Source organism: Microbacterium enclense (assembly GCF_004022425.1).
Lineage (GTDB): Bacteria > Actinomycetota > Actinomycetes > Actinomycetales > Microbacteriaceae > Microbacterium > Microbacterium enclense_A.
In genome coordinates, this window is sequence record NZ_RBZY01000063.1 from 1 (window position 1) to 16,462 (window position 16,462).

Genomic DNA, 16,462 nt, shown 5'->3' on the forward strand with positions numbered 1-16,462 from the left:
GCCGCGTCGCTGCCGTTCTGTGCGAGCCGGGAGACCGCGAGGATCGTGACGTCGAGCGGCGAACCCGTGTTCTGCGACGACCGCAGGTGAGCGGCGACGACGCCCTCGGCGGAGTTCTCGATGTCGTCCACGTCCTGCTGGGCGAGGGTCTCGAGCCTCTTCACGAGCGCCTCCTCGAGCGCGCTCTTGGAATTGAAGTGATAAAGCAGACCGCCCTTGCTCACTCCGGCGGCGCGGGCCGTGGCATCCATCGTCGCCGCGCGTTCGCCCTCGTCGACGAGAATGCGCGTGAACGCGTCGAGGACGGCGTCGCGGGCGAGAGGAGGTCGGCTCATGGCTTCTCGATCGTACTGGCGGGTGGTGTGTCGATTCTGTTACTATACCGGCTGGACGGTTTAGAAACGGAACTCGGAAGCATGCTCACCTCGTCGTTGCCCACTCAAGAGATCAATGCCCCCCGCGCCGGCTGGCGCGGGTGGTTCGCGTTGGCGGTGCTCATGCTGCCGGTGCTGCTCGTCTCGGTCGACAACACGGTGCTGAGCTTCGCTCTGCCCGAGATCGCGCTGTCGCTGCAGCCTTCCAGCATCGAGCAGCTCTGGATCATCGACGTGTACCCGCTGGTGCTCGCCGGACTCCTCGTCACGATGGGCACGCTGGGCGACCGCTTCGGGCGTCGTCGTCTGCTCCTCATCGGTGCGACGGGATTCGCGGTCGTCTCGGCGCTGTCGGCTTTCGCCCCCACCGCCGCGCTGTTGATCGCCGGCCGCGCGCTGATGGGTGTTTTCGGCGCGATGCTCATGCCGTCCACGCTGTCTCTCCTGCGCAGCATCTTCCGCGATCGCGATCAGCGGCGACTCGCGATCGCCGTCTGGGCGTCGGGGTTCTCCGCGGGCGCTGCGCTCGGGCCGATCGTCGGCGGGTTCCTGCTCGAGCACTTCACGTGGGGCTCGGTCTTCCTCATGGCGGTGCCGGTGCTGATCCCGCTGCTCGTCCTGGCCCCGTTCTTCGTGCCCGAGAGCCGTGATCCGGCGCCCGGGCGTTTCGACCCGCTTAGCGTGCTGCTCTCGCTCGCGACGATGGTGCCCATCGTCTACGGCATCAAGAAGCTCGCGGTCGACGGACCGACGCTCATCGTCGGTGTGCTCTTCGCGGCGGGAGTCGCTTTCGGCTGGCTCTTCGTCCGCCGTCAGCGTGCGCTGCCGACGCCGATGCTCGACATGACCCTGTTCCGTCGGGGCACGTTCTCGGGCGCCATCCTGGTCAATCTGCTCAGTGTGGTCGGACTGGTCGGCTTCCTCTACTTCGTCGCGCAGCATCTGCAACTTGTGGTCGGCCTGACGCCGATGGTCGCGGGCTTCGCGCTCGTGCCCGGTCTCGTCCTCATGATCGTGTCGGGGTTGGCGGTCGTGCCGGTCGCCAAGCGGTACCCGCCGCGCATCGTGGTGCCCGTGGCCCTCAGCTTCTCGGCGGTGGCCTATGTCATGGTCTCGCTGTCGACCTCCGACCTCGCGCTGCTGATCATCGCCTTCGGTCTCCTTGGTATCGGGATCGGGGCCGCCGAGACCGTTTCGAACGAACTCATCCTCTCCAGCGCCCCGCCGGCGAAAGCTGGAGCCGCGAGCGCCGTGTCCGAGACGGCGTACGAAATCGGTGCGGTCCTCGGCACCGCCGTCCTCGGTGGCATCCTGGCCGCTTTCTACCGGGCGCAGCTCGTCCTGCCGGCCGGACTCCCGGATGCCGCGGCCGACGCGGCCCGCGAGACGCTCGCGGGTGCGGTCGCCGTCTCCCACACGCTCGATGACGCCGCCCTGGCGGAGTCGCTGCGCCTCGCCGCCGCCCACGCCTTCGATTCCGGTGTCGTCGTCACGGCACTGATCGGCGCGGGTCTGATCGTCGTGGCGGCTGTCATCGCGGGCACTACCCTGGGAGGAACCCGCGGCGCGTCGACGAAGTGACGTGCCCTGATCGCTGAGGAGTGCGATGTCGCGCGTCGTCAAACTGGCTGTCATCCCCGGTGACGGCATCGGTCCCGAGGTCGTCACCGAGGCGGTGAAGGTCCTGGACGCCGTCACCGCCGAGTCCGGTGTGACGTTCGAGAAGACGCCGTTCTCCCTCGGCGCCGGGCGGTACCTCGAGACGGGCGACACGCTCACCGACGCCGACCTGGCCGCAATCGCCGAACACGACGCGATCCTTCTGGGGGCCGTCGGGGGAGTGCCCGGCGACCCGCGGTTGACGGACGCGAACATCGAGCGCGGACTCCTGCTGAAGCTGCGGTTCGAGCTCGACCACTACGTCAACCTCCGCCCGTCGAAGCTCTACCCCGGAGCCGCCGGTCCGCTCGCGAACCCCGGCGACATCGACTTCGTGGTCGTCCGTGAGGGTACCGAGGGGCCCTACGTCGGTAACGGCGGCTCGATCCGCCGCGGTACTCCGCACGAGGTCGCGAACGAGACGTCGGTCAACACCGCCTACGGGATCGAGCGCGTCGTCCGCTACGCCTTCGCCCTGGCGGAGCGCCGCCGCCACACGCTCACGCTCGTGCACAAGACCAACGTGCTCGTGCACGCGGGCGGCATGTGGAAGCGCATCGTCGATGCCGTGGCATCCGAGTTCCCCGAGGTCGACGTAGACTACCTGCACGTCGACGCGGCCACCATCTTCCTGGTCACGAACCCGAGCCGCTTCGACGTCATCGTCACCGACAACCTCTTCGGCGACATCCTGACCGACCTGGCCGGCGCCGTCACCGGTGGCATCGGCCTCGCCGCATCGGGCAACATCAATCCCGACGGCGCGTTCCCTTCGATGTTCGAGCCCGTCCACGGATCGGCGCCCGACATCGCGGGCACCCAGAAGGCCGATCCCACGGCCGCGATCCTCTCCGTCGCCCTCCTGCTCGATCACCTCGGGCTCTCCGACGAAGCCGCCCGCGTCACCCGCGCGGTCGAAGACGACATCGCGACCCGGGATGCCACCCCGCGCAGCACCGCGCAGATCGGCGACGCGATCGCCGAACGCGTCCGGGCGTAACCTGGACCGATCGGCACGCGCCGCCGCCCGCGCCCCCGACACCGTGTGAAAGAGACCATGACGACCATCGACACCGACCCCGACACCGGACTCGACCCTCTCGAGTTCGCCGTCACCCGCAACCTCGCCGCGAAGAGCGCCGCGCAGCGCGATGAGATCCTCGCCAACCCGGGCTTCGGGCAGAACTTCACCGACCACATGGTCGACGTCTGCTGGTCGGTCCGCGGGGGGTGGCATCGCCCCCGCGTCTCGCCGTACGGTCCGATCTCGCTCGACCCCGCGGCCGCGGTCCTCCACTACGGCCAGGAGATCTTCGAGGGGATCAAGGCGTACCGTCACGCGGACGGCTCCATCCACACCTTCCGCCCCGACCAGAACGGTCGCCGGCTGCAGCGCTCCGCGCGTCGCCTCGCGCTGCCCGAGCTGCCCGTGCCGTACTTTCTGCAATCGCTGCGCGAGCTCATCGCGGTCGACGGTGCCTGGGTACCGGCAGGTGCCGATCAGAGCCTCTACCTGCGCCCGTTCATGTTCGCGAAGGAGGCCTTCCTCGGCGTCCGTCCCGCGCACAAGGTGGCGTACTACCTGATCGCCAGCCCCGCGGGCGCGTACTTCAAGGGTGGCGTGCAGCCCGTTTCGATCTGGCTCAGCGAGGACTACTCGCGTGCCGGCAAGGGCGGCACCGGCGCGGCCAAGACCGGCGGCAACTACGCGGCGAGCCTGCTGCCCCAGTCGGAGGCCTACGAGAACGAGTGCGACCAGGTCGTCTTCCTCGACCAGGATCGCAACATCGAAGAGCTCGGCGGCATGAACGTCGTGTTCGTGTACAAGGACGGCACGCTCGTCACCCCGCAGTCCGACTCGATCCTCGAGGGCATCACGCGCGACTCGCTCCTGCAGCTCGCCCGCGACCGGGGTCACCACGTGGTCGGGCGCAACGTCTCGCTCACCGAGTGGCGCGAGGGCGTGGCATCCGGAGACATCGTCGAGGTGTTCGCGTGCGGTACCGCCGCCGTCGTCACCCCGATCGGCACGCTCAAGGGCAAAGACTTCATCGACGAGCAGCCCACGGGCACCCTCGCCCTGGAGCTGCGTCAGGAGCTGACCGACATCCAGTACGGCCGCGTCGAGGACAAGCACGGCTGGCTGTACCGCCTCGACGCCTGACCGCGTCCGCCACGAAGGGGTCCCCGCGCAGGGGGCCCCTTCGTCGTTCGTGCGCGTCGGCACGAGCCCCCGATGAACGCGAGCCACGGTCCGAAACGCGACGGCAGGCCGTTTCCCCGCGTGGATCGCGTTCGTTGCGGCGAGGAAGGCGCGGTCGCGTCACGGCGGAGCAGAACCCTGGATGCCACGTCCGAGGCCCCCGTTAGGCTGAAGCGGTGAAGATCGCTCGGTTCAGCCACCAGGACACCCTCCGCTACGGCATCGTCGACGACGTCGAACTCGTCGTCCTCGCCGGCGACCCGCTGTTCGCGGGCTTCGAGACGACGGGGGAGCGGATTCCGCTGTCGGAGGTGACGCTCCTCGCTCCCGTCATCCCGCGGTCGAAGGTCGTGTGCATTGGCAAGAACTACCACGACCACGCCGCCGAGATGGGTGGCGAGGCCCCGGCCGAACCGCTGATGTTCCTCAAGCCCAATACGTCGGTGATCGGTCCGGACGACGTCATCGTGCGTCCCACGGCCCTCAGCTCGCGCACCGACTACGAGGGCGAGGTCGCCGTGGTCATCGGGCGCATCGCCAAGAACGTTCCCGCCGAGCGCGCCCTCGACTACGTCTTCGGCTACACCGTCGCGAACGACGTCACCGCGCGAGACCTGCAGAAGTCCGACGGGCAGTGGACGCGAGCGAAGGGCTTCGACACCTTCTGTCCGGTCGGGCCGGTCATCGAGACGGACCTCGACACGGATGCCGCGATCATCACGACGCGCGTCAACGGCGAGGTGCGGCAGAACGGCCCGATGACCGACATGATCCACTCGGTGCCCGACCTCATCGCGTACGCCTCGTCGGTGTTCACGCTGCTGCCCGGCGACCTGATCCTGACCGGGACCCCGGCGGGCATCGGCCCGTTCGTCGCGGGCGACACCGTCGAGGTCGAGGTCACCGGGATCGGAGTGCTGCGCAACACCGTGCGCGATGCCTGAGTCCACGGCGGGCGCGGCGGTCGACGTCACGCTCGTCCAGCGCCGCACGGTCCGCGTCCTCGCGTCGGGGCAGGTGCTCACGGGGGTCGCGTTCGGATCGACCCTGTCGCTCGGAGCGCTGCTCGCCGCCGACCTCTCCGGGCAGGAGGCGCTGTCCGGTTTCGCGACCGCAGCCGTCACGCTGGGAGCCGCTCTGACGGCCATCCCGCTCGCGCGTCTTGCGGCGGCCCGCGGACGCCGCTTCGCGCTCAGCATCGGGAACGTCGCCGCGCTCGTCGGGATCGCGGTCGTGATCCTCGCCGCTGCCCTGCGGGTCTTTCCGCTCCTGCTCGTGGGGATCGCTCTGATCGGCGCCGGAAACGCGGGCACCCTGCAGGCGCGTTTCGCGGCGACCGACCTCGCGACGACGGCGCGGCGGGGCAGGGACCTGGCGACGGTCGTCTGGGCGACCACGGTCGGCGGCGTGGTCGGGCCTCTGCTACTCGCGCCCGGCGAGGTTCTCGGGGCCGGCATCGGGATGCCGCGCCTCACCGGTGCCTACCTCTTCTCGTTCGCGGCGCAGGCGTGTGCCCTGGCGCTCTACGTCCTCGTCCTTCGGCCCGACCCCTTGCTCCTCGCGCAGCGTCGTGATCGCGAGAGCGCGGCGACGGTCGACGTCGATGCGGTGGTCGACCGGCCCGCCCTCGCCCGTTACGCGATGTTCGCCATCGCCGCATCGCACGTGACCATGGCATCCGTGATGGCGATGACGCCCGTGCACCTGTCGCATATCGTCGCTCCGGATGCCGTGACCCTCGCCGTCGGGGTGACGATCGCGCTGCACGTGTTCGGCATGTACGGGCTGTCCCCGGTGTTCGGCATCCTGGCCGACCGGGTCGGGCGGATCGCCGTGGTCATCCTGGGCCAGGTGCTGCTCGCCGCCGCGCTGGCCATCGCCGGGACTCTGCCGTGGTCGCAGGCCGGCGTCCTCGTCGCTCTCGTGCTGCTCGGCCTCGGCTGGAGCGCCGCGACCGTCGCGGGCTCGGCTCTGCTCACCGAGGCGACGCCGCTCGCCGCGCGCCCGCGCCGCCAGGGGCGCAGCGACACCCTGATGACGGCGAGCGCGGCGGTGGGGTCGGTGCTCGCGGGCGTCATCCTGGGGGCTGCGGGATACGGCGGACTCGCGCTCTGGGCGCTCGTGCCGGTGGCGGCCGTCTGTCTCGGCGCGGTCGCGGTCACACGACGACGCTGACGGCACGGTGGTCCCGCGGGGCCGAACACGCCCGGGGGCGGGCGAGCGCCGCCGAGTAGGATCGAGGGGATGTCTGCCACGCCCGATCCCCGCACCACGACCGCCACCGGCGCCGACGTTCGCGTTCGGTTCTGCCCGTCCCCGACGGGGTTGCCGCACGTCGGTCTCATCCGCACCGTCCTGTTCAACTGGGCCTACGCGCGCCACAACGGCGGCAAGCTGGTCTTCCGCATCGAAGACACCGATGCCGCCCGCGACAGCGAGGAAAGCTACCAGCAGCTACTCGAGGCGCTGCGCTGGATGAACATCGACTGGGACGAGGGCGTCGAGGTCGGCGGGCCGCACGCCCCGTACCGGCAGTCGCAGCGCCACGAGATCTACCGTGAGGTGCTCGACAAGCTGATCGCCGCTGGCGCGGTGTACGAGAGCTACTCCACCGCGGAGGAGATCGATGCGCGAAACGAGGCCAACGGCCGCGCGAAGCAGCTCGGCTACGACAACTACGACCGCGACCTCACGGACGAGCAGAAGGCGGCGTTCCGCGCCGAGGGGCGCGAGCCCGCGTGGCGCGTGCGCGTGCCCGACGAAGACCTGGCGTTCGTCGACCTCATCCGCGGCGAGGTCACGTTCCCCGCGGGTTCGTTCCCCGATTTCGTGATCGTTCGAGCCGGTGGCATCCCGCTGTACACGTTCGTGAACCCCGTCGACGACGCGCTCATGGGCATCACCCACGTCATCCGCGGCGAAGACCTCATGCCTTCGACCGCCCGGCAGCTTGCGCTCTACCGCGCTCTCCTGGATGCCGGGGTGACGACGTACATCCCGCGCTTCGGACACATGCCGCTCGTGCTCGGCGAGACGGGCAACAAGAAGCTCTCGAAGCGCGATCCGCAGGCCGACCTGTTCCTGCAGCGCGAGAAGGGCTTCATCCACGAGGGGCTGCTCAACTACCTGTCGCTGCTCGGGTGGTCGCTGTCGAGCGACCGCGACGTGTTCTCGCTCGACGAGATGATCGCGTCGTTCGACATCGCCGACGTCAACCCGAACCCCGCCCGCTTCGACCAGAAGAAGGCGGAGGCGATCAACGGCGACCACATCCGGATGCTGGATGCCGATGACTTCGCCGCCCGAATCGTTCCGTACCTCGCCGGCGCCGGGTACATCGCGGAAGTGCCGTCCGAGGAGCATCGCGCGATCATCGCCGCCGCCGCGCCTCTCGTGCAGGAGCGCGTGCAGCTGCTGGGCGAGGTTCCCGGCATGCTCGGCTTCCTGTTCGTCGACGAGGTGTCGTACGCGGAGGATGCGCTGAAGGGGCTGCCCGCGAACGCGGGGGAGGTGCTCGTCGCTTCCGTGGGCGCGCTGGAGCTCGTGCCCGAGGAGGAGTTCACCGCCGCCGCCGTGCAGGAGGCGCTGTCGCGCGCGCTCGTCGACGAGCTCGGGCTCAAGCCGCGTGTGGCCTACGGTCCGCCGCGTGTCGCGCTGACCGGCCGCCGCGTGTCGCCGCCGCTGTTCGAGTCGATGGAGCTGCTCGGCAAGGCCGCGACCCTCCGCCGCCTCGACGCCCTGGTGCAGCACCTGGGCTGACGCCCCGGCGCGCTCCCGGCGCATCGTCCGCGCCGAGTGTCCAGAACACGCGGATGCCACACCCTGGCATCCGCGTGTTCTGGACACTGAAGCCGCGACTGCGGAAGCCCGCGACGCGCGCGAGCGGGCGCCGGTTTGGCGCTCGGGTCCACGTCACGTAAGCTTGATCCTCGGCACGAACTTCGGTTCAGCGCCTTGGGGTATGGTGTAATTGGCAACACGGCGGTTTCTGGTTCCGTTGTTCTTGGTTCGAGTCCAGGTACCCCAGCCACTCAGACAAACCCGGTCGATCGCTCAGCGGTCCGCCGGGTTTTCGTCGTTTTCTGGTCTCGTCCTGTCGCTCTTCGGGCTGAGGTCAAACCTGTTTCTCGTCTCGCCGCCCAGCGATCTGCTTTACTACGAAGCGTCACGTGACCTGGGGGGATCGGCGTGGTCTCCCGGTTTGCTCGCCCCTCGCCGATGGAGCCGCCCCGATGCCCTCACACCCCCGGCGACAGCTCGCCCTGATCGTCATCCTCACCCTGCTCCTGACCGGTGCCGTCGCCGGGCCCGCCTCCGCACAGACGCCGGACGACGTCCTCGTCGCGTCGGGCGAGAACTGGACGGTGGAGCGGGCCCCCGGCGGATACACCGTCACCCTGCGACTCGATCGGCCCCTCCCGGTCGTCAGTGACGCGCCGACGATCATGGTCGACGGAAAGCCGCTGGGTATCGCGCGTACCTCCGACCGCGGGCGCTCGCTGACGATCACCACGTCCGACGCGCGAGTTGCCTCCGCCCGCGAGGTCGTGAAGGGCTGGGCGTCCGGCTCGGGACCGAAGGCTGGCGAGGAGGGCTCCGGGCAACGCGGTGAGCGTCGCGCGCCTCGGCCCCCGAGCGACGCGCCGGATCAGCAGAAGGGGGCGCCCACGATCCCGGTCGTCGACCCGTCGGAGACCGGTTCGTACGCGGTCCGTGAGGCCGAGTACGACTTCGGCGACCAGACGATCGACCTCGCCGGGTACCGGGGCACCCGCGGCGAGGTGGTCGGGAAGCTCTACCTCAGTGGCGCCGTCGGCGCCCGTCCGGTCGTGCTGCTGGAACACGGTCGGCATGTCACGTGCGGCGACGCCGCCTCGGGCGAGGCGGATCTCGCGTGGCCGTGCGCGAGCGATGAGATGGTGGTCCGCTCGTACCTCGGCTACGAGAACACCGCGCGCTCCCTCGCGTCCCACGGGTACAACGTGGTCTCCATCTCGGCGAACGCGATCAACGCGACGGATGCCGAGCTCACCCTCGACCAGGGTGCTCAGGCGCGCGGCCGGCTCGTTCTTGACACCCTTCAGATGCTCGACCGGCTCGACAAAGGCGAACCGATCTCGTTCGAAGACCGGCCCGGCGGCGGCGCATCGGTCAACAGGACGTTCGATGAAGCACTGGCCCGTGCGGTAGAACGCGCCGATCAGCCCGCGACTCCATCGGGGCTGTCGGCGGGCGACCTCGAGGGCCGTTTCGATCTGAGCCGGGTGGGTCTCATGGGCCACTCTCGTGGCGGCGAAGGCGTCGTCGCGGCCGCGCAGCTCAATGCCGCCGCGGCAGAACCCTTCGGCATCCTGTCCGTGCTTCCGCTCGCTCCGACGGATTTCGCGCGACGCACCCTGTCCGACGTCACCACCATGACCGTCCTGCCCTACTGCGACGGCGATGTCGCCGACCAACAGGGTCAGAAGTACCTCGATGACTCGCGCCGGGCTTTCGGCGACGACGTGCTGCGTTCGGCCGCCTGGGTGATGGGAGCGAACCACAACTTCTTCAATTCGGTGTGGACGCCGGGGACCTACCCCGTGGGTGGCGCGGACGATTGGGATCCGGATGACACGACATCGGCCTGCGCCACCGCTGACCCGTCACGTCTCACGGCGGTCGAGCAGTACCAGGTCGGTGCCACGCTCATGGCGGGCTTCTTCCGCTTCACGCTCGGGGGCGAACTGGCGTATCAGGGGATCGTCGATGGATCGGTGGCCCCGACGACGAACCTCACGACATTCGCCGACATCCGCGTGAATGCGACGCAGTCCCGGTCGGTCGCCGACCTCGTGACCGATTTCGCGGGGGGAGGCGCTCAGGTCGTGGTCGAGGGCGACGCCATCGCTGAGGTGTGCGAGGGCGCCATGATTCTGGCGAACCGCCCCCAGTGCTCGAGCCGCAGCGACGCGCAGGTCCCGCACTGGAATCCTTCTTTCCTGGCGCCCTTGGTCCCGCTGTTCCCGGCCACGCGGTTCCAATGGCAGAACCCCGACGATGTGGTGCTCCGAATCGCTGTGCCGGATGCCCAGCGGGATGTCCGCGACCGGGCGCAGGTGACGGTGAAGATGGCGCCGGGGGACGAGGTCGCGTTCGGAACCGACCTCATGATCACGCTCGTCGACGGCGATGGCTTCGACTACTCGACGACGGTGTCGTCGTTGAACGTTCGCGCGGTTCAGCGGATGCCCGCGGGCGCGCCGGCCCTCGACAAGGTCGTTCTGCAGCAGGTCACGTGGCCTCTGGACGAGGTCGTCGGAATCGACCTCAGCGACATTCGCGAAGTGCGCCTCCAGGGGCAGATCGGAACAGACGGCGTCCCGTGGGGCGAGGTCTACCTCTCAGACTTCGCTTTCGAGACGCCGTCGGCGGGAACGCCCGCGGTGATCTCGCGCTCCGCGGTCAGCATGGCGGAGACGCGGGTGGAAGAGCGTGCGCAGTCGTGGACGGCCGAGGTCGCGGTGTGGCTCGACCGCGCCTCGACCGCACCGGTGAGCGCGTACGTCGGCGTCGGCCCGGGCCCGGGTGAGGGTGCGCCTCCCGCCGAATTCGGCGTTCAGCGGGTGACGTTCGCGCCGGGTCAGACGTGCCTGAAGGTGCCGGTCCGGATCGTCGGCAACGAGGACCCGTCGGGCGTGGCCGTCGCGATCGCGGGTACCGCCGTGACGACGAGCGAGACGGCCGTCTCCGGGGCGGGAGACTTCTCCGGCATCCTGGTCCGCGAAGACGATGGGGTCGAAGGGGACGGAGAGCAACCCGTCCCGGCGTTCGGTGCCCAGGGGGACCCATGCGCCGAACTGGCCGCGTCGCGCACGCCGGGGCTGCTAGCGGCCTCGGATGACGAGCCTCGGCGCGGCGAGACGGTCACGCTGACGGCCACGGGCTTTCGAGTCGGCGAAGCCGTGATCCCGACTTTCGGGGGAGTGACGCTCCCGTCGGTCATCGCCGGGACGGACGGGACGGCCGTCATCGAGACGGTGGTTTCGGCCGACACCGCTCTCGGCGCGACGGATGTCCGTGTCGAGGGCGCCGGGTCGGCGCGCGTGCAGCAGGCCATTGTGCGCGTGCGGGCCGCCGCACCGACACCCACCCCCACGCCTACGCCCACCGTCTCCCCTTCAGGGACCCCATCGAGCAGTCCGTCAGCTACCGCTACGCCCGGCCCCGCTCGCGCCGACGCGGGATCCGCGAGACTCCCTCTCACCGGAGTGGACGGAACGCTGTGGATTCTCGCCGCACTGGGCGGAACGATCCTCGCGGGCGCGGGCGCGGCCCTCACCGTGGGAGCACGACGACGTCGCGGGCACTGAGCTGCGCGCGCCGCGTCCACGACGGCGGTGAGGCGCGCTGACGACCGCCGGGCTGGACAGCCGGGTGCGTCAGACGCTCCGGATCGTCTATCGGCGAGCACGGCGCAGCGCGATAGCATCCGGGTGCGGCTTCGTCCCGAGAGAAGGTCCCCGTGAATCGCTCGCCCTTCGCCCTTGGCGCGCTCCTCGCGCTCGTCCTCGTCACGACCGGGTGTGCGGCATCCACTGATCCGGCCCAGCCCGCCGGTGCATCCCCGACCGCCGAGACCGACGGCGGCTTGCAGGCCCTCCCGCCGACGATCGTGTCTCCGGGGGAGCTGGACGGCACCGATGTGGCCGTCGTTGTCGGAACCGCTCTCGTCGTCAGCGTTCCGGACGGCACCGAGGATCAGTGGCGCGGAACGACGGACGACGTCGACGTCGCCGAGTTCTCCGCGGGCGGCTCCGACGAGGGAGCCACGTTCCGGCCCGGTTTCGAAGCGCGCGCCGTCGGGTCGACGGGAGCGACGCTCACCGCGCCCGACGGCCGCGAGATCACCTTCACCATCTCGGTCGTCGCCCCCTGATCGGCGCCCCGACGGCGACGTTCCAGGGTGCCAGCGGCCCAGCGAACACGATCGCCGGGCGGCCCGTGACCGCGTCCGTCCGCACCCGCGCCCGCGCCCGGTAGACCTCGACCTCCCCTCGGTCTTTCCCCGACGCGGGCTGCTTCCGGATGCCCTCGGACAACGGGCCGCGGCCCACCGTCCGACCTCCAGGGTTGCGATGAGGTGGTTCTTGGCCACCTATGCGTTGCTGTGTGTGGCTTTGTGTTGTATCGTGTGGGAATCTTCGAAGGGGATCCCGTGTACGCAATGGAGCGCCAGCAGCTCATCGAGCGCGAACTGCGCGAGATCGGACGCGTCAGCGTCGTCGACCTCGCCCGTCGTTTCGACGTCACCACCGAGACCGTTCGGCGTGACCTCGATCGCCTCGAGCAGACGGGTTCCCTGCGCCGCGTCCACGGCGGCGCCGTGGGAATCGACCGCGCCAGCACCACCGAGGTGTCGCTCTCCGAGCGCCGGCTGCGCCAGGGCGAGGCCAAACGCGCCATCGGCATCGAGGCGGCTCGGCTGCTCACCCCGGGATTCCGTGGCTCGATCTTCATCGACGCCGGCACGACCCCCGCGGCCGTCGCGGCGGAGCTCCCGCTCGTGCTCGGTGACAGCGCCGGAGCGGTCGAGATCGTCACGCACTCGCTCGAGGCGGCTCACATCCTCGCCGGCGACGACCGCGTCTCCCTCACGGTGATCGGCGGGAAGGTCCGCGGGGTCACCGCCGCGGCGGTCGGTGCGCACACCGTGCGCTCGATCGGCGAGCTGCGTCCCGACATCGCCTTCGTCGGAACGAACGGTGTGAGCGCGGGCTTCGGTCTCAGCACGCCCGACCCGGAAGAGGCCGCGGTGAAGACCGCGATCATCCGCGCGGCCCGCCGCGTCGTCGTCGTCGCCGACACCGCCAAGTTCGGCGAGGAGCTGCTCGTGCGTTTCGCACGCCTCGACGAGATCGACGTGCTCGTGACGAACGGGACCCCGCCCGAACCGCTCGCCGCGGCCTTGACGGACGCCGACGCGGAGGTGCGGGTCGCATGATCGTCACCGTCACGGCCAACCCGTCGACCGACCGCGCGGTCGCGCTGCCCGGCCCGCTCGTCCCGGGCGAAGTCCAGCGCGCCGAGTCGTCGCGGGAGGATGCCGGGGGCAAGGGCGTCAACGTCGCCCGTGTCGTATCGGCCGCCGGAGCACCGGCCCGCGCAGTCGTCCCGGTGAACGACCACGACCCGTACCGCCTGCTGCTCGATGACGCCGGCGTCGACCTCGAAGTGGTGCCCGTCGCAGGTCGCGTGCGCGCCAACCTCACGATCACCGACCCGCGAGGCGAGACGACGAAGCTGAACCTTCCCGGTGCCGAACTGTCTCCCGCCGAGGCGCGCGCGCTCAGCGACGGGGTGGTCGCCGCGGCCGAGGGCGCGACCTGGCTCGTGCTCGCCGGGTCGCTTCCGCCCGGCGTCCCCGACACGTTCTACGCCGACCTCATCGCGGCGGTCCGCGCCCGCTGGGGCGCGAACGCACCGCGGATCGCGGTTGACGCCTCGGGCGCGGCACTCGCGGCGGTGGTCCACAGCGCCCGCCCCGACCTCATCAAGCCGAACCACGAAGAGCTGGCCGAACTCATCGGCGAGGATGCCGCGGACGACGACGACGTGATCGCCGAGGCGGCGCGGCGCTCGGCCGCGCTGGTGCCCGAGCGCGTGGCATCCGCCCTCGTCACCCTCGGCGCGGACGGCGCGCTGCTGTTCGCCGCCAATGGCGCCTGGCGCGGACGCGCGCCGAAGATCCAGGTCGCGAGCACGGTCGGTGCGGGCGACAGCTCGCTCGCCGGCTACCTCCTCGCCGATCTCGAGGGGGCCTCGGCCCCCGATCGACTCGCCCGCAGCATCGCCTACGGGGCGGCGGCGGCGACCCTGCCGGGGACGCAGGCCCCGACGCCGGCCGATCTGCCCGCGGGGCCGATCGCCGTGACCGTTTTCTCCCCCTCCACCGCAACACACTGACCACGAAAGGTCACCAGACAATGTCCGACATCATCACACCGGAGCTCGTCAGCCTCGACGTGCCCCTGGGGACCGACAAGCAGTCGGTCATCCGTGCTCTGGCTGAGCGTGTCGTCGCGCAGGGCCGCGCGACGAGCGCCGAGGAACTCTTCGACGACGCGTGGGCTCGCGAGCAGAAGGACGAGACCGGCCTCCCCGGCGGCATCGGCATCCCGCACGCCCGCAGCGCCTCGGTCACCGAGCCCACTCTCGCGTTCGCACGCCTCACCCCGGGCGTCGACTTCGGCGCCCCCGACGGCCCCGCCGACATCGTGTTCCTCATCGCGGCCCCCGCCGGAGCCGACGAGGCGCACCTCGCGGTGCTGTCGCAGTTGGCCCGGAGCCTCATGAAGCCCGAGTTCACCGGGGGCCTGCGCGACGCGGCCACCCCCAGTGACGCGGTCCGGATCATCACGGACGCCATCACCCCGGCATCCACCCCGGCTCCGGCGGCGGCTGCCCCCGCCACCGCTGCCGGTGCAGCCGCGACGACGCGCGCCGAGGCCCGCACCGTGACCGCGACGAAGACGACGAAGATCGTCGCCGTGACCGCGTGCGCCACCGGCATCGCCCACACCTTCATGGCGGCGGACGCCCTCACCAACGCCGGACTCGAGACCGACGGCGTCGAGCTCGTCGTCGAGCCGCAGGGGTCCAGCGGCTACAAGGCCCTGCCGCAGAGCGTCATCGACGACGCCGACGCCGTGATCTTCGCGGTCGACGTCGACGTGCGCGAACCCCAGCGCTTCGCCGGCAAGCCCGTCGTGCGTGCGGGGGTCAAGCGCGGCATCGAGCAGCCGACGCAACTCATCGCCGAGGCCGTCGCGGCCGCCGCGAACCCGAACGCCGCCCGCGTCGCGGGCTCGGCCGCGGGCGCCTCGGCTGCCGCCCCGGTCGCGCAGCAGTCGGTCGGTCGTCGCATCCAGCGTTGGCTGCTCACCGGTGTCAGCTACATGATCCCGTTCGTCGCCGGTGGCGGCCTGCTCATCGCGCTGGGCTTCCTCCTCGGTGGGTACCAGGTCACCGACGACGCCGCGAACGTCATCATCCAGAACTCGCTGTGGGACCTCCCGGCCGGCGGACTCGGCCAGTACCTCGGCTCGGTGGCCTTCATGATCGGCGCGACGTCGATGGGCTTCATCGTCGCCGTTCTCGCGGGCTTCATCGCCTACGCGATCGCGGATCGCCCCGGTATAGCCCCCGGCTTCGTCGCGGGTGCGGTCGCCGTGCTGATGAACGCCGGCTTCATCGGCGGCATCATCGGCGGTCTGCTCGCCGGCTTCATCGCCTGGTGGCTCGGACGTTTCGACGCCCCGCGCTGGCTCCGCGGCCTCATGCCGGTGGTGATCGTTCCGTTCCTCGGCTCGATCTTCGCCTCCGGCCTGATGATCCTCTTCCTCGGCCGTCCGATCGCCGCCCTCATGGCTGCGCTGACCGAAGGCCTCACCTCGCTCGCCGCGTCCAGTGCCGGCGCCATCGTGCTGGGCGTCATCCTCGGCCTCATGATGTGCTTCGACCTCGGTGGCCCGGTCAACAAGGTCGCGTACGTCTTCGCCACCACCGGTCTCGCCGCCGCAACGCAGACCAACACCGCGCCCTACCTGATCATGGCCGCCGTCATGGCCGCCGGGATGGTGCCCCCGTTGGCCATGGCCCTCGCCTCCACGCTGCTCGCCCGGCAGAAGTTCACCCCGGTCGAGCGCGAGAACGGGGCGGCCGCGTGGCTCCTCGGCGCCTCGTTCATCTCCGAGGGCGCCATTCCTTTCGCCGCGGCCGACCCCCTGCGCGTCATCCCCGCGTCGATGGTCGGTGGCGCGATCACGGGCGGACTGAGCATGCTGCTGAGCGTGCAGTCGTTCGCCCCGCACGGCGGCATCTTCGTGTTCTTCGCGATCAACCCGTTCTGGGGTTTTGCCCTCGCAATCGTGGCGGGTACCGTCGTGACGGCGCTGATCGTCGTCGCTCTGAAGGGCATCGGTCGCAGCACCAAGGACGCCGTCGTCGCCGAGGCCGCTCCCGCTGCCTCCGTCGCCGCCTAAGACCCCGTCGAATCGGAAGGATTCACCATGGCAGAACGTCAGGCCACCATCGCCAGCAGTTCGGGTCTCCACGCCCGCCCCGCGAAGCTCTTCGTGCAGGCCGTGCAGGAGAAGAAGGTGCCCGTCACCATCTCGGCCGAGGGCGGTCCCGACCTCAACGCCGGCAGCATCCTGTCCCTCATGGGTCTCGGCGCCGGTCACGG

General features: G+C 70.3%; 13 protein-coding genes and 1 tRNA gene. 13 read left to right on the top strand and 1 reads right to left on the bottom strand.

Annotation, left to right across the window (positions count from 1 at the left end; genetic code table 11):
• Positions 1-335: TetR/AcrR family transcriptional regulator (locus tag D8Y23_RS14090; protein WP_164878253.1), on the bottom strand; the 335-nt coding region annotated here is incomplete at its 3' end.
• Positions 336-416: 81 nt separating this feature from the next.
• Here D8Y23_RS14090 and D8Y23_RS14095 point away from each other — a divergent pair.
• From D8Y23_RS14095 to D8Y23_RS14155, 13 genes are all read left to right on the top strand, one after another.
• Positions 417-1,955 carry an MFS transporter gene (locus D8Y23_RS14095; RefSeq protein ID WP_128218730.1) on the top strand — a complete coding sequence of 513 codons (1,539 nt, stop codon included), beginning with the start codon at positions 417-419 and terminating at the stop codon, positions 1,953-1,955.
• Positions 1,956-1,980: 25 nt separating this feature from the next.
• On the top strand, positions 1,981-3,033 hold the full coding sequence (locus D8Y23_RS14100) for a 3-isopropylmalate dehydrogenase (protein ID WP_128218731.1): 1,053 nt from the start codon (positions 1,981-1,983) through the stop codon (positions 3,031-3,033).
• Between the two features lie 57 nt (positions 3,034-3,090).
• Positions 3,091-4,197: a branched-chain amino acid aminotransferase gene (locus D8Y23_RS14105; protein WP_128218732.1), complete on the top strand. Its 1,107-nt coding sequence runs from the start codon at positions 3,091-3,093 to the stop codon at positions 4,195-4,197.
• A gap of 215 nt (positions 4,198-4,412) precedes the next feature.
• The gene (locus D8Y23_RS14110) at positions 4,413-5,180 is read left to right on the top strand and encodes a fumarylacetoacetate hydrolase family protein (RefSeq protein WP_128218733.1); all 768 of its coding nucleotides are present in this window, start codon (positions 4,413-4,415) and stop codon (positions 5,178-5,180) included.
• Positions 5,173-6,411: an MFS transporter gene (locus D8Y23_RS14115; protein WP_128218734.1), complete on the top strand. Its 1,239-nt coding sequence runs from the start codon at positions 5,173-5,175 to the stop codon at positions 6,409-6,411. Before D8Y23_RS14110 ends, D8Y23_RS14115 begins: the two co-directional genes overlap by 8 nt.
• Before the next feature lie 69 nt (positions 6,412-6,480).
• A complete protein-coding gene (gltX, locus tag D8Y23_RS14120; protein ID WP_128218735.1) occupies positions 6,481-7,995 on the top strand; it encodes a glutamate--tRNA ligase in 1,515 nt (504 codons plus the stop codon).
• Between the two features lie 196 nt (positions 7,996-8,191).
• Positions 8,192-8,266 (top strand) — tRNA-Gln (locus D8Y23_RS14125).
• A gap of 202 nt (positions 8,267-8,468) precedes the next feature.
• Complete coding sequence (locus D8Y23_RS14130; protein ID WP_128218736.1) at positions 8,469-11,588, top strand: hypothetical protein; 3,120 nt, start codon at positions 8,469-8,471, stop codon at positions 11,586-11,588.
• Between the two features lie 152 nt (positions 11,589-11,740).
• Entirely contained in the window at positions 11,741-12,154 is a 414-nt protein-coding gene (locus D8Y23_RS14135) for a hypothetical protein (protein WP_128218737.1), read from the top strand.
• 279 nt (positions 12,155-12,433) lie between these two features.
• Positions 12,434-13,219, top strand: a complete 786-nt coding sequence (locus D8Y23_RS14140) for a DeoR/GlpR family DNA-binding transcription regulator (RefSeq protein WP_205797217.1) — start codon at positions 12,434-12,436, stop codon at positions 13,217-13,219.
• Entirely contained in the window at positions 13,216-14,181 is a 966-nt protein-coding gene (locus tag D8Y23_RS14145) for a 1-phosphofructokinase family hexose kinase (protein ID WP_128218738.1), read from the top strand. The genes D8Y23_RS14140 and D8Y23_RS14145 overlap by 4 nt, the downstream gene beginning before the upstream one ends.
• Before the next feature lie 20 nt (positions 14,182-14,201).
• Positions 14,202-16,259, top strand: a complete 2,058-nt coding sequence (locus D8Y23_RS14150; protein WP_128218739.1) for a PTS fructose transporter subunit IIABC — start codon at positions 14,202-14,204, stop codon at positions 16,257-16,259.
• 27 nt (positions 16,260-16,286) lie between these two features.
• A partial coding sequence (locus D8Y23_RS14155) for an HPr family phosphocarrier protein (protein WP_164878254.1) occupies positions 16,287-16,462 on the top strand: 176 nt, incomplete at its 3' end.

Bases quoted from the DNA above. Each gene is read 5' to 3' on its own strand.
- D8Y23_RS14150 (WP_128218739.1), top strand. From the start codon at position 14,202: ATGTCCGACATCATCACACCGGAGCTCGTCAGCCTCGACGTGCCCCTG.
- D8Y23_RS14145 (WP_128218738.1), top strand. From the start codon at position 13,216: ATGATCGTCACCGTCACGGCCAACCCGTCGACCGACCGCGCGGTCGCG.
- D8Y23_RS14130 (WP_128218736.1), top strand. From the start codon at position 8,469: ATGCCCTCACACCCCCGGCGACAGCTCGCCCTGATCGTCATCCTCACC.
- D8Y23_RS14105 (WP_128218732.1), top strand. From the start codon at position 3,091: ATGACGACCATCGACACCGACCCCGACACCGGACTCGACCCTCTCGAG.
- D8Y23_RS14115 (WP_128218734.1), top strand. From the start codon at position 5,173: ATGCCTGAGTCCACGGCGGGCGCGGCGGTCGACGTCACGCTCGTCCAG.
- gltX (WP_128218735.1), top strand. From the start codon at position 6,481: ATGTCTGCCACGCCCGATCCCCGCACCACGACCGCCACCGGCGCCGAC.
- D8Y23_RS14100 (WP_128218731.1), top strand. From the start codon at position 1,981: ATGTCGCGCGTCGTCAAACTGGCTGTCATCCCCGGTGACGGCATCGGT.
- D8Y23_RS14095 (WP_128218730.1), top strand. From the start codon at position 417: ATGCTCACCTCGTCGTTGCCCACTCAAGAGATCAATGCCCCCCGCGCC.